This window comes from Achromobacter sp. FW305-C-28 (genome assembly GCF_058783235.1).
In genome coordinates, this window is the sequence record NZ_JBYSYL010000011.1 from 175,337 (window position 1) to 188,603 (window position 13,267).

At 65.5% G+C, this 13,267-nt stretch carries 14 protein-coding genes; 3 read left to right on the forward strand and 11 right to left on the reverse strand.

Annotation, left to right across the window (positions count from 1 at the left end; all coding sequences use genetic code 11):
- Positions 1 to 6 precede the first annotated feature (6 nt).
- From AC3WMR_RS24500 to AC3WMR_RS24550, 11 genes are all read right to left on the reverse strand, one after another.
- Positions 7 to 213, reverse strand: a complete 207-nt coding sequence (locus tag AC3WMR_RS24500; RefSeq protein WP_492266924.1) for a hypothetical protein — start codon at positions 211 to 213, stop codon at positions 7 to 9.
- Positions 210 to 1,388 carry a D-alanyl-lipoteichoic acid biosynthesis protein DltD gene (locus AC3WMR_RS24505; RefSeq protein ID WP_492266918.1) on the reverse strand — a complete coding sequence of 393 codons (1,179 nt, stop codon included), beginning with the start codon at positions 1,386 to 1,388 and terminating at the stop codon, positions 210 to 212. The genes AC3WMR_RS24500 and AC3WMR_RS24505 overlap by 4 nt, the downstream gene beginning before the upstream one ends.
- Positions 1,366 to 1,605 (reverse strand): acyl carrier protein, encoded by a 240-nt coding sequence (locus tag AC3WMR_RS24510; RefSeq protein WP_025137620.1) that lies wholly within the window; start codon positions 1,603 to 1,605, stop codon positions 1,366 to 1,368. The genes AC3WMR_RS24505 and AC3WMR_RS24510 overlap by 23 nt, the downstream gene beginning before the upstream one ends.
- A 409-nt stretch (positions 1,606 to 2,014) precedes the next feature.
- Complete coding sequence (locus AC3WMR_RS24515) at positions 2,015 to 2,518, reverse strand: outer membrane lipoprotein (RefSeq protein WP_025137621.1); 504 nt, start codon at positions 2,516 to 2,518, stop codon at positions 2,015 to 2,017.
- A 224-nt stretch (positions 2,519 to 2,742) separates the two neighbouring features.
- Complete coding sequence (locus AC3WMR_RS24520) at positions 2,743 to 3,684, reverse strand: carbohydrate kinase family protein (protein ID WP_025137622.1); 942 nt, start codon at positions 3,682 to 3,684, stop codon at positions 2,743 to 2,745.
- A gap of 12 nt (positions 3,685 to 3,696) precedes the next feature.
- Positions 3,697 to 5,007 (reverse strand): DUF3426 domain-containing protein, encoded by a 1,311-nt coding sequence (locus tag AC3WMR_RS24525; protein ID WP_492266919.1) that lies wholly within the window; start codon positions 5,005 to 5,007, stop codon positions 3,697 to 3,699.
- Positions 5,008 to 5,030: 23 nt separating this feature from the next.
- Entirely contained in the window at positions 5,031 to 5,957 is a 927-nt protein-coding gene (gene prmA / locus AC3WMR_RS24530; RefSeq protein ID WP_492266920.1) for a 50S ribosomal protein L11 methyltransferase, read from the reverse strand.
- Positions 5,958 to 6,071: 114 nt separating this feature from the next.
- A complete protein-coding gene (accC, locus tag AC3WMR_RS24535) occupies positions 6,072 to 7,418 on the reverse strand; it encodes an acetyl-CoA carboxylase biotin carboxylase subunit (protein ID WP_025137625.1) in 1,347 nt (448 codons plus the stop codon).
- A 9-nt stretch (positions 7,419 to 7,427) separates the two neighbouring features.
- Complete coding sequence (accB, locus tag AC3WMR_RS24540; protein WP_025137626.1) at positions 7,428 to 7,886, reverse strand: acetyl-CoA carboxylase biotin carboxyl carrier protein; 459 nt, start codon at positions 7,884 to 7,886, stop codon at positions 7,428 to 7,430.
- A gap of 88 nt (positions 7,887 to 7,974) precedes the next feature.
- Positions 7,975 to 8,409, reverse strand: a complete 435-nt coding sequence (gene aroQ / locus AC3WMR_RS24545) for a type II 3-dehydroquinate dehydratase (protein WP_025137627.1) — start codon at positions 8,407 to 8,409, stop codon at positions 7,975 to 7,977.
- An 89-nt stretch (positions 8,410 to 8,498) separates the two neighbouring features.
- Positions 8,499 to 9,032, reverse strand: a complete 534-nt coding sequence (locus AC3WMR_RS24550; RefSeq protein WP_025137628.1) for a TlpA family protein disulfide reductase — start codon at positions 9,030 to 9,032, stop codon at positions 8,499 to 8,501.
- 109 nt (positions 9,033 to 9,141) lie between these two features.
- Here AC3WMR_RS24550 and mpl point away from each other — a divergent pair, with 109 nt between their 5' ends.
- The 3 genes from mpl to AC3WMR_RS24565 all read left to right on the forward strand — a co-directional run bounded on the left by mpl (position 9,142) and on the right by AC3WMR_RS24565 (position 13,118).
- Complete coding sequence (gene mpl / locus AC3WMR_RS24555) at positions 9,142 to 10,512, forward strand: UDP-N-acetylmuramate:L-alanyl-gamma-D-glutamyl-meso-diaminopimelate ligase (protein ID WP_492266921.1); 1,371 nt, start codon at positions 9,142 to 9,144, stop codon at positions 10,510 to 10,512.
- Between the two features lie 26 nt (positions 10,513 to 10,538).
- Positions 10,539 to 11,141 carry a YqiA/YcfP family alpha/beta fold hydrolase gene (locus AC3WMR_RS24560; RefSeq protein WP_492266922.1) on the forward strand — a complete coding sequence of 201 codons (603 nt, stop codon included), beginning with the start codon at positions 10,539 to 10,541 and terminating at the stop codon, positions 11,139 to 11,141.
- A 72-nt stretch (positions 11,142 to 11,213) separates the two neighbouring features.
- A complete protein-coding gene (locus AC3WMR_RS24565) occupies positions 11,214 to 13,118 on the forward strand; it encodes a ribonuclease catalytic domain-containing protein (protein WP_492266923.1) in 1,905 nt (634 codons plus the stop codon).
- Positions 13,119 to 13,267: the final 149 nt, after the last annotated feature.

A 13,267-nucleotide genomic window follows, 5' to 3' on the forward strand; every position in this document is an offset into this window, starting at 1 on the left:
CTGCGGTCAGAACTGTTGGTATTGGAATTCGACCTTGATAGGTCCGCCGCTACCCGTGGTGGGCTGCGCTTGCAGCACGAACACCAGGATCACCCCGACATACAGGCACAGATGCCAGAAGAAACGCCGGCCCCATGCCATGCCCGACTTGCGGGCGCCTTGATCCTGGGCGCCGTCGCCGGCAGCCGGATCGGCTTTACAAAAGAGTTTCATCGGGAAAAGTACTCCGCAATGCCTTGGTCCGCCATCGCCCAACCGAGCTCGGCCAAATGCATGTCATCACGCACCATGCCGGGTTCGAAGGGAATGCTGTACAGGTCCAGGCAACCCATCTGGTAGCGCGTGCACATGCCGGTAATGGCGGCCACCACCGGGTCGAAGCGTTCGACGTCGAGGATGAGCTTGGGGTTGAACGGCTGGATCACGAAGTAGGCCTTGACCTTGCGCTTTTGCAGCAAGGCCATGACGCGCGACAGGTCGCCCAGCTCGGTGCGGGTGATGGGATCGACGTTGGCAAACTCGTTGCGAGCCGGCGAATACAGCGACGCCAGGTACTGCTTGTAGTAATCGTCGCGCACGTCGTAGGGATTGTTGCTGCCCAGTTGGTGCTCGACCTCGCGCGCCTCATGCGTCAGGCGCGACCACTGCCCGGAATTCAGCCGCGCCGACGATGGCCATGACACGAAACGGTGCGCCGGGACCGACAGCTTGCTGCGCGGGCGATCGGGCGCGGGTTCCTTGCGCGCGTTCCACCACAGCGACACCTTGTCTTTCAGCTCGGCGACCTGGCCATTGGCGATCAGCCACAACAAGCCCCAATTGGCGTTGTCGGTGATCCAGTTCTGCATCTGCTCGCGCGTGCTGGGCTTTTCCCAGAGGCGGTCCCAGACCGGGCCGGTCACGTGTTCGGCAAACGCGCTGCGTGGCAGCTGCCCGCCCGAGGCGAACCAGGCCGGCGACACCATGATGACCAGCCGCGTGTTGGGTGTGAGCGAATCCGCCACCGATTCCAGCACGCTGACGATGCCGTAGGACTGGAACATGGCGTGGCCATAGGCCAGCGTCGGCACCTTGAGCTCTTCGGGGAAGAAGCGATAAGGCACGAAACGCAGGTCGTGGCTGGACAATTCGGACGACCCCAGCACCACCAGCGTACCGTCGCTGAGCGCGTTGCCCAGCCGGGTCAGGTTGACGTGCTGCGTGCCCCAATCCGGCCCCAGATTGGGCAGATAGTTGCTTTTGTCCGACGCCACCGTCGATACCGGGTGGACGATGCGGGTCAGCAGGTCATCCGCGCCGCAGTAGGCTCCGTACGCCAGGGCCACCGCCGTGGTGGCGGCCGCAACGTGGGAAAGCAGGCGGGTATTACGAAAGATTGGCAGCGACATAGCCGGCGAGCGTGCGGACCGACTGCAGGTGCTCTGCGATCTCGGGAGCCGGAATGCTGCAGCCGTACTCCGCCTCGACCGCCAGCGTGATGTCCACGGCGGCGAGCGAGTCGACCAGGCCGGTGGCAATCAGTTGAGTGTCGGGAGTGACTTTCTTCAGGACGATCGACTCGACGATCTCGCCGATCTTGGTGTGGAGTTCTTGCTCGGTATGCATAAATAAGTGCGGCGTTACGCGTTGCCTCGTCGGCAAAATATTCCCCGCCCCGAGATATAGGACGGCGAGTATACAAAAAAACGGTTGAAAATCGACTGACTTCTACCGCCACTTGGACCGACTTGTCGACGCACTTGGTTACATGAAAATTGCGCGTCGAGATCGCTCACGGGTGCAATCATGGCACTTCAAACGTTGAATCGCCATGAAACTTACAGACCAATTCGCTATAAAAGGCTCGTAAACGTTACGCCTGCGGGTAAATACCGGGTGCTGCGTTGCAGCGGAGCGACAGATTCTTACCTTCCTGACCAGGGGCTAAATAAGCGACCGATTACCGAACAGGCCGTCGAGACGAAAAAAAGCCCGCTTGCGCGGGCTTTTTACTGCCAGAGGCATGCCAACAGGCTTACATCGGCGTGACGCGGGTCGGGCCGGCGCCGCTGATGACCTGGACGCGCTGGCCGACGCTGATCGGCACGTCGGCTTCCTGGGCCACGACGCGGGTTTCGCCGTTATCCAGGCGCACCGTGATTTCGTAGCCGGAATTCTTGCCGACGCGGTTTTCCACTGCATTGCCTGCCAGGGCGCCCAGGATGGCGCCGCCGACGGTGGCGATGGTGCGGCCCGTGCCGCCGCCGACCGCGTTGCCAGCCACGCCGCCCAGCGCACCGCCGGCAAGCATGCCGACACCGCTGGATTTGTCGTTCTGGATGACGATCGGGCGCACGCCCGTGACCGTGCCCGTGCGGACGATCTGTTCGCGCTGGGCCTGATCGTAGCTATAGACGCCGCTGGAGGCGCTGGGATTGGCGCAACCGCCCAAGACAGCCATCGAGGTCACGACAGCAGCCACGGCCAGCCACCGGCCAGTACGTGGCGTCAACAGGGAAAGGGTTTTGCTTTGGTTCATTTGGACTCCTCGTTCGGGCACTGCCGACGAACTGATCATACTCCGCCCAAACAGGGCGAAAACCTAACGTGCAACACACTGAAACGCACCGCCACGGGCGGAAAAGCCGCTTGCGAAACCGGCCGCGGCGGAAAAATGCCGCGGCGGCCGGGTGACTTGACGGCTATTCGACCGTGCAGGCGCGCTCAGGTTCCCGAAGCCGCCCGAGCCCGTTGAAACGACGTTCAGACCGGCAGGTGAATGCCGTAGGTGGCGTGCAGCACGGCGTCGATTTCAGCGCGCGACGGCGCATGGTTCTGCGGACCGCGCGAAGCGATCTTGATGGCGCCCATGACGTTGCCCAGGCGGCAGCTGTCTTCCCAGCTCCAGCCGCTGGTCAGGCCATAGAGCAGGCCGCCGCGCTGCGCATCGCCGCAGCCGGTGGGATCGACCACCTGGGTGGCGCGCACCGGCGCGATCTGGATGGTCTTGCCTTCGGTCAGCAGCGTGGCGCCTTCGGCGCCGCGCGTGACGACGACAGCCTGCAGCTTGGTGGCGATGTCGGCCATGCTGCGGCCCGTGCGTTGTTCCACCACGCCGGCTTCGTAGTCGTTGACGGTCAGCGCCTGTGCCAGGCCCAGCATGCGTTCCAGATCGGCGCCATCGAACAGCGGCATCGCCTGGCCCAGGTCGAAAATGAACGGAATGCCGCGCTTGTGCAGGCGTTCCGCGTGGGCGAACATGCCTTCCTTGGCGTCCGGGGCCACGATGCCCCAGGCCGCGTCGGCGTCGCTCAGGTCGTTGGTGGCCGAGAACGACATGGCGCCCGGGTGGAAGGCGGTGATCTGGTTGTCGTCCAGGTCGGTGGTGATGAAGCACTGGGCGGTGAAGGTGTCCTTCACGACCTTGACGCGGCTGACGTCGATGCCCAGGCCCGTCAGGCGTTCCAGGTATTCACCGGCGTCTTCGCCCACGGTGGCCACCGGTACCGGCTTGCCGCCCAGCAGATTCATGTTGTAGGCGATGTTGCCCGAGCAACCGCCGTATTCCTTGCGCATGCTGGGCACCAGGAACGAGACGCTCAGGGATTGGATGCGGTCGGCCAGGATGTGCTCTTTGAAGCGGCCTTCGAACACCGCGATGGTGTCGAACGCCATCGAACCGCAGACCAGAACAGGGGTCGCCATGAATGTCATCCTTTACGGAAAGAATTTATCGAGTTGATAGCCGTTGACTTGAACACCGGTCACTTCAATCGGCACGGAAATCTTGAGTTCGCCCGCCGGCCCGAAAGGACCTTGCAACTGCTCGGGCGTCAGGTAGTTCTCGGGCATGAGCACGCGGCGCACCACCACCGTGTCCGACAGGTCGGTCAGGTCCAGCACCAGCGCAGGCCAATGCTGCGGCTTGTCGTAGCGATTGCGCAGCACCAGGTTCAGCACCAGCCGCGTGCGGCCGTCGTCGATGGCAGCGGCGCCGGTGGGCGGCTGCAACGACGATGAAGAGATTGCGATGCGTTCGAGGCGGCGGGCGTAGCCGACCGTGCAACCCATGGGCTTGCAGACAGCTTCGAGCGCCGGCCGCAGCACGGGCACGGAATTGGCGATGTCGACGCGATACACGTACAGCAGTTGCAGGCCCAGCAAGATCAGGCCGGCCACGCAGGCGTAGCCCCAGACCTTGCGCATGAGGCCGCGGCGCTCCTGCCGATCCTGGTCGAGGAATTCGGGCGGCGCGCGGCCGACGTCGGTGGCGCTGGAATAGCGGGTACGCGCGTCGCCCAGAATCGGCTCGCGCGGGTCGGCATCCGGATCGTCTTGCGCGTCGAGGTCGGCGTCGATGGCGGGGTCATCATGCGGATCATCACGCAGGTCATCGCGCGCGTCATCACGCACCACGAAAACCGGTTCGGCGGGCGTCGGACTGCGCGGGGCATGCCAACGCGCGGCGGGCGGATTGTCGCGAACCGCCACGATGGGCTCGTCCCGCCAGGGCGGCGCAGCCGGTTCCTGCCAGCGCGGCGCGGGCGCCTCGTCGTACCGGTCCAGGTCTTCGTTTTCGTCTTCGTCGTCATCGCCCTCTTCCGCCAGGACGGCGTCGGGTTCGATGCGGCGGCGAATGTCGTCGCGACCGCGCAGCACGGCGGGCGGCGGCGCAGGTTCGGTGGACGGCCGTTGCACCACGGGCGCCTCGTCGGCGCGTGCCAGGGGCGGCGGCGCGACGGGGGTCGCCAAGACCGGTGCGACGACAGCGTTGGCCGAGAACGGCGCCGGTGCCGACGGCACCGCCATGGCAGGCACGGTCACCGAGGGCGTGGCCCCCGCAGGTTGAGGCGGCGTGACGGCGGACACATCCGCTGGCGCCGCGCCCGATTCGGGCAACAGGCAGGCGCGGCCATCGAACACCGTGGCGCAGGCGCCGCAACGGACCAGGCCGTTACGCACGCGCAGTTGGTCGGGCACGACCTTGAACGACGTGCCGCATTGCGGGCAGCGGGTAGTCAGGGCCATGGTGCGATCCGGCGCAGCCCGGCTCAGGCCTTCTGGCCGTGCAGGCAGACCCAGCCGTCGCGGGCGCGCCAGACCGACATGGCGATCCAGGGCGCGTAGGCGGCGGCCACTTCTTCGGCCTGGCGTTCCAGCACGCCGGACAGCACCAGATGGCCACCCGCGGCGACGCGGCCGGCCAGCATCGGCGCCAGCACCTTGAGCGGGTTGGACAGGATGTTGGCGACCACCACCTCGAAGGTGCCGTCGGCCAGGCCGTCGGGCAACATGGCCTGCAATTGGACGTGGTTGACGTCGGCGTTGAAGACCGTGCTTTGCACGGCCTGCGCGTCGATGTCGACCGCCTGCGTGGGGCCGGCGCCGAGCTTGCGCGCGGCGATGGCCAGGATGCCCGAGCCGCAGCCGTAATCCAGCACGGTCGCGCCGCGCGGCAGTTCGGCTTCCAGCCAGGCCAGGCACAGGTGCGTGGTGGGATGGCTGCCCGTGCCGAAGGCCAGGCCCGGATCGAGTTCGATATGGATGGCGCCGTCGTCGGCGGCAGGCGTTTGCAGCCCCGGCACCTCCGGGCTGTCGCGGTGCCAGCTGGGTACGATCCAGAGGCGTTCGGCGATGTGGATCGGGCCGAATTGCGATTGCGTCAGGCGCACCCAGTCGGCGTCCGGCACGTCGCGCAGGCTCCAGCCGGCGAACAGCGCCGGGTCCAATTCAGCCGCGGAGGCGGCTTCTTCCATGATCTGCGCGGGATCGGCTCCGTCGGGCAGCAAGGCCACGACGCGGTTGCGCTCCCAGGCCTGCACGTCGGGCTCGGTGCCCGGCTCGCCGAACAGGGGCCGCTCGTCGTCGGTGCCCAGGTCGGCATCTTCGACGGACACCGACAGCACGCCGGCTTCGAGCAGCGCGTCGGACAGGGCCTCGGCTTGCGCCTCCTGGCAGTGGAGCACGAGTTCACGCATGATGATTCTTCCATCTGGCCAACGGGCCGCGGCAAAAGCCGCGGCCCGGTCAGCCGGTTAAGGCAACGCCTTGTTCAAGGCGGTAAAAAAGGGGCGCGAGGCCCCTTCGGCTGGTCAGGGACGCTGCGCCAGCTTGTTTTCCAGATAGTGGATGCTGGTGCCGCCTTCGACGAAGCGGGCATCCTGCAGCAGCTCGCGGTGCAGCGGGATGTTGGTGGAAATGCCTTCCACCACCATTTCCGACAGCGCCGTGCGCATGCGGGCCAGCGCCTGGTCGCGCGTATCGCCGTAGGTAATGACCTTGGCGATCATCGAATCATAGTTCGGCGGCACGAAATAGCCGTTGAACGCGTGCGAATCGATGCGCACGCCCGGGCCGCCCGGGGTGTGCCAGTTGGTGATGCGACCGGGGCTGGGCACGAAGCGGAACGGATCTTCGGCGTTGATGCGGCATTCGATCGCATGGCCCTTGAAGACGATGTCGCGCTGGCGCAGCGTGAACTTCTCGCCGGCGGCGATCAGGATCTGCTGCTGCACCAGGTCGATGCCGGTGATCAGTTCGGTGACCGGGTGTTCGACCTGGATGCGGGTGTTCATTTCGATGAAATAGAACTCGCCGTTTTCATACAGGAATTCGAACGTGCCGGCGCCGCGGTAGCCCATCTTGCGGCAGGCGTCGGCGCAGCGGTCGCCGATGCGCTCGATCAGGCGGCGGGCGATGCCCGGGGCCGGCGCTTCTTCGATGACCTTCTGGTGGCGGCGCTGCATGGAGCAGTCGCGTTCGCCCAGCCACACGGCGTTGCGTCCGCCGTCGGCCAGCACCTGGATTTCCACATGGCGCGGGTTCTCGAGGAACTTCTCCATATAGACTTCGGGGTTGTTGAACGCGGCGCCCGCTTCCGAACGCGTCATGGTGACGGCGTTCAGCAGCGCGGCCTCGGTGTACACCACGCGCATGCCGCGGCCACCACCGCCACCGGCGGCCTTGATGATGACCGGGTAGCCCACTTCGCGCGCGGTGCGGATGATTTCCTGCGGATCGTCGGGCAACGCGCCCTCGGAACCCGGCACCACCGGCACGCCGGCTTCGATCATGGCGCGCTTGGCGCTGACCTTGTCGCCCATCAGGCGAATGGTGTCGGGGCGCGGACCGATGAACACGAAGCCGCTCTTTTCGACGCGATCGGCGAAGTCGGCATTTTCGGACAAGAACCCGTAACCCGGGTGGATGGCCTCGGAATCCGTGACTTCGGCCGCCGAAATGATGGCGGGCATGTTCAGGTAGCTGTCGCGAGACGGCGCAGGCCCGATGCACACGGATTCATCGGCCAGGCGCACGTACTTGGCTTCGCGGTCGGCCTCGGAGTGCACCACCACGGTTTTGATGCCCAGCTCGCGGCAAGCGCGCTGAATGCGCAGGGCGATTTCGCCCCGATTGGCGATCAGGATTTTTTCGAACATTTTCAGCTATCAGCCAATGACGAACAGGGGTTGACCGTACTCGACGGGCTCACCGTTTTCGACCAGGATTTCTTTGATGACGCCGGACTTGTCGGCTTCGATTTCATTGAGCAGCTTCATGGCTTCAATGATGCAGAGGGGGTCGCCTTCCTTGACGGTGGAACCCACGTCGATGAAGGGCGCGGCGCCCGGGTTCGGCGAGCGGTAGAAGGTGCCGACCATGGGCGCCTTGACCACATGGCCCTGGATCACCGGGGCGGCTTCGGCAGCCGGCGCCGCGGCGGCCGGGGCGGCGGCAGCCACCGGCGCGGCGTGCACGCCGGCTTCGGGCTGGTGGTAGGCCACCGGCTGCAAGGTCTGCGAGAACTTGACGATGCGAACCTTGCCTTCGCCTTCGGTGATTTCCAGCTCGGCGATACCCGATTCAGCCACCAGGTCGATCAGGGTTTTGAGTTTTCGGAGGTCCATAGAAGCTGCTTCCCGAGATAGTGTCGGCCACGTCCCGGTGTTCGGGTTCGCGCCATATAAGATGTAAAAGCGGTGAGTTGGTGCGAGATCAGTGCCGCACTGCGTAACGCAGAGCCGCTTCGTAGCCGTCCGCGCCCAGGCCACTGATAAGGCCTACTGCCAAGTCGGACAGATATGAGTGATGCCTGAAGGGCTCTCGCTTATACAGGTTGGACAAATGTACTTCAATAAATGGGATCGCGACCCCAGCCAGCGCATCGCGGATCGCGACGCTGGTGTGCGTATATGCCGCCGCGTTGATGATGATGAAGTCCGTGCCGTCTTGCCGGGCCGCCTGGATGCGGTCAACCAGCGCACCTTCGTGATTGCCTTGCCACGCCGTCAGCGTGGCGCCCAACTCGCCCGCCAGCAACTCAAGCCCCTCGTTGATCTGGGACAGCGTAAGGCTGCCGTAGATGTGAGGTTCCCGGGTGCCTAGCAGGTTCAGATTCGGGCCATGCAATACCAGTATGTTTTGCGCCATGCGCTTGCCAATGAGTGGATTGCCAATTGTTGGCAAAACAGCCGATAAACCAGCTTTTTACGCCAATTCCTATTATTTGTCCAACAGACTTACGCCTTGAGGCCGGATAGCGTTTGATTCAGATCGTCGGGCTGGATTTCACCCAGTATTTTCCGGTTAATGCTGCCATCTGCATTGAAAACGATGGTAAATGGCAGCCCGCCACTGGGATTACCCAGTTTACGCAGGGTATCGATGGCACCTGCCCCGATGACCCACAGCGGATAGGAAACCTGTACTTTCTCGACAAATTTTTGCATGTTGGCGGCGGAATCGACGCCGATGCCGACAAAGCGGATTTGCGGATATTTTTTCTGCAAGGCGTCGAGTTCGGGCATTTCCTTAACGCACGGGGCGCACCAGGTTGCCCAGAAATTGACCACGATGGGCTGGCCCTTCCAGGCGGCCAGCGAATGGGTCGCGCCGTTCAGGTCGGGCAGTTGCAGCTGCATCAGCCCGGCGACGGGATCGTCGGCAGCGGGTGCTGGAGCGGGCTGGGGCTTGTTGCGGCCCAGAAGCGTGTAGCCGCCCGCGACCGTGGCGGCTATGGCCACGCCGGCGGAAAGAAGTAGGCGTCGATTCATGGCGCGATCATAACCGTTGCGGCCGGTTTGCGCCGCAACCACGCCGGGCGGCCCAGCGCGCCGATGCGGCCGCTGCCTATATATACAATGCAGGGCAGGAGAGTTTTCAATGCACCTGCACATTCTTGGCATCTGCGGTACGTTCATGGGCGGCCTGGCGTTGATCGCGCGCGCCGCCGGCCACAAGGTCACCGGTTGCGACGCGGGCGTGTACCCGCCGATGAGTACCCAGCTGTCCGAACAGGGGATCGAGCTGATCGAAGGCTTCGGCCCTGAACAGATGGCGCTCAAGCCCGACCTGTACGTGATCGGCAACGTGGTCAGCCGCGGCAACCCGCTGATGGAAGCCATTCTGGAATCCGGCGCCCGCTACATGTCCGGCCCGCAATGGCTGGGCGACAACATCCTGCCCGGCGCGCACGTGCTGGCGGTAGCCGGCACCCACGGCAAGACCACCACCAGCTCGATGCTGGCCTGGATCCTGGAAGCCGCGGGCCTGGCGCCCAACTTCCTGATCGGCGGCGTGGCCCCGGACCTGCAGGTATCGGCCCGCTACGACCCGGCGCGCCGCCCCTTCGTGATCGAGGCGGACGAATACGACACCGCGTTCTTCGACAAGCGGTCCAAGTTCGTGCATTACCGCCCCCGCACGGCCATCCTGAACAACCTGGAATACGATCACGCCGACATCTTCCCGGATCTGGCGGCCATCGAGACCCAATTCCATCACCTGGTGCGTACGATTCCGGCGTCGGGACGCATCTTGCGCCCGGCCCGTTCCGACGCGCTGGATCGCGTGATTGCGCGCGGATGCTGGTCGGAAACCGTCACGTTCGGCCCCGATGGCGCCTGGCAGGCCGGCGCCCCCGATGCGGACGGCGCCTTCGAGGTGTTGCACGGCAGCGCCGTCCTGGGCACCGTGCGCTGGGCGCTGACCGGCGAGCACAACCGCATGAACGCGCTGGCGGCGCTGGCCGCGGCCGAGCATATCGGCGTGCCGCCCGCCCAAGGCATCGAGGCGCTGGGCCGCTTTGGCGGGGTCAAGCGCCGCATGGAACTGCGCGGCACGGTCAACGGCGTCAAGGTCTACGACGATTTCGCGCACCATCCCACCGCCATCGCCACCACCCTGGAAGGCCTGCGCCGCCAGGTGGGATCGGCCCGCATCCTGGCCGTGCTGGAACCCCGTTCCAACACCATGAAGCTAGGTGCCATGGCGGCACGCCTGCCCGAATCGCTGGCCGACGCCGACCTGGTGTTCTGCTTCGGCGCCCGCGCCGGTAAGCATGCCCTGGGCTGGAACCCGGCTGAAGTGCTGGCGCCCCTGGGCGAGCGCGCTTCCAGTTACGATGACATCGACGCCCTGGTGGCGGCCGTGGCGCAGGCCGCCCGGCCCGGTGACCAGGTGCTGGTCATGAGCAACGGCGGATTCGGCGGCATTCACGGCAAGCTGCTCGCCGCCCTGGAGCCGCGTGGCTGAGCCCCCCGGCTACCGAAAGGCACGACATGATTCTCTATCTGCACGGTTTCCGTTCGTCGCCGACCTCGTTCAAGGCCCGCATGATGGCCGACGCCATGGCCGAACGCGGCCTGGCAGCGGACTGGGCCTGCCCGCAACTGCCGGCCAGCCCGCGCGAAGCCGCCGAGCTGGCGCTGGACATCGCCCGCCGCCAATTGGCCCGGGCAACCGATCCCCTGGCACTGACCGTGGTGGGCTCGTCGCTGGGCGGGTTCTACGCCACCTGGCTGGCCGAACAACTGGGCTGCAAGGCCGTGCTGCTGAACCCCGCCGTCGAGGCCGCGCGCGACCTGGCGACCCAGGTGGGCGAGCACCGCATGTATCATTCCGACGCGCCGTTCGTGTTCCTGCCCGCCTATGTCGACGAACTGGCCGCCCTGCACGTACCTCGCATCACCCGGCCGGACCGCTACTTCCTGGTGGCGGCCACGGGCGACGAGGTGCTGGATTGGCAAGAAATGCGCGATCGCTACGCGGGTTGCCGCCAGCGTATCGTGCAAGGCAGCGACCACGGTTTGTCCGACTTCGCCACCTGGCTGCCCGAGGTGCTTGATTTCGCCCTTGGCCCCCGGCCGAATGGCCCCAGATAATCCCCTGTACTCAACACGCTATATATAGCTGCGCAAGGCGGCGCGTGCGCGCCGCCCAGGACGACCCTCACCATGTATGTGTTTTACGAAGACGACGGCAGCTTCAAGGCCGGCCATATCCTGTCTGAAACCGACGCCAGCCTGCAGGTGGAGTCGGAGTCGGGCAAGCGCAGCAAGATCAAGCGCGCCAACACCCTGTTCAACTTCGCCGCGCCCGAACCGGCAGCGCTGATGAGCCAGGCGGCCGCGACCGCCGAGACCCTGGACCTGCAATTCCTGTGGGAATGCGCGCCGCAGGAAGAGTTCGACACGCCCACGCTGGCGGCGGACTATTTCGGCCACGCCCCCACGCCCGTCGAGCAGGCCGCGCTGCTGATGCGCCTGCACGGCGCACCGGCCTATTTCCACCGCCGCGGCAAGGGCCGCTACCGCCCCGCCCCGCCCGACATCCTGGCCGCCGCGCTGGCCGCGCTGGACAAGAAGCAGCGCCAGGCCGAGCAGCAGCAGGAATGGGTCGACGAAATGGCCGCGGGCCGCCTGCCCGAGCCGATCGCCCAGGCCGCCGAGTCTCTGCTGATCCGCCCGGACAAGAATTCGCAACAATGGAAGGCGCTGGACGCCGCCTGCGCCAAGCTGGGCAAGAGCCCGGACCGCCTGCTGCTGGAACTGGGCGCGTGGCCGCACGCGCTGGCGCTGCACAAGCGCCGCTTCCTGGCGGTGAATTTCCCACGAGGCCTGGCCTTCCCCGACCTCGAACTGCCGCCGATCGACCGCGAGCTGCCGCTGTCCGACGCCGAGATCTATTCGGTGGACGACGTGACCACGACGGAAATCGACGACGCGCTGTCGGTGTCGACGCTTCCGGACGGCAATCTGCGAGTCGGCGTGCACGTGGCGGCCCCCGGCCTGTCGGTCACCCGCGACAGCGAGTTCGACAAGCTGGCGCGCGCGCGCCTGTCGACGGTGTACATGCCGGGCGACAAGATCCCGATGCAGCCGGACAACGTGATCCGCGCGTTCTCGCTGGACGCGGGCCGCGAGGTGCCGGTGCTGTCGCTGTACGTGACGGCCAACCCGGAAACGGGCGAGGTGATTGAATCCGAGACCCGCCTGGAACGCGTGGTGGTGCGCGAGAACCTGCGCCACAACATGCTGGACACGCAAGTCACGGAAGAAAGCCTATCCGACCCGGCGGCAGACCTGCCGTACGGCCACTGGCTGCGCCCGCTGTGGAAGCTGGCGCAGGCGCTGTCGGCGCAACGCGAAAACGTGCGCGGCAAGCCGGAAAACAATTCGCGGGTGGAATACAGCTTCTATCTGGACGGCAACCCGGACGACCCGGACACGCCGGTGCGCCTGGTGCCGCGCCAGCGCAATGCGCCGCTGGACCGGATGGTGGCCGAATACATGATCCTGGCGAACAATCTGTGGGGCGGCCTGCTGAACCAGCACGGGGTGCCGGGGATCTACCGTTCGCAGCAGGCCGGCCGGGTGCGCATGAGCACGCAGGCGCTGCCGCACGAAGCGATCGGGGTCCCCCAATACGCGTGGAGCACGTCGCCGCTGCGCCGCTATGTGGACCTGGTGAACCAATGGCAGCTGATTGCCGCGGTGGAGCACGGGGTATCGGCCCGCCTGGTGGCCCCATTCAAGCCGCGCGACGCAGACCTGTTCGCGATCATCGGGGCGTTCGATGCGCAGTATGCGGCGTGGGCGGAGTTCCAGAGCGCGATGGAACGCTACTGGTGCCTGCGCTGGCTGAAGCAGAACCACATTACGCGGACGGTGGCGCATGTGCTGCGCGAGGATTTGATCCGGTTTGCGAATTGTCCGTTGGTGACTCGGATTGGCGGGATGCCTGAGTTGGAGCGGGGGACGGCTGTGGAGGTTGAGATTCTGGGGATGGATGAGTTGTCTCTGGAGTTGGATTGTCGGTATGTGGGAGAGGTGAGCATTTCTGCTTCTGCTTCTGAGTAGGCTGGAGGGGTTGTTGCGGCGGGTTTCTTCGTAGGTCGCCCCTGGCGGGGGTGGCATGCGGAGTGGGCGCCCACGATTGCGGTCCGGAGCCTTCGCTCCGGACTTCCCCTTCGTCATCGTCGTCCGCCTTCGGCTCCCTCTCAAGAAAC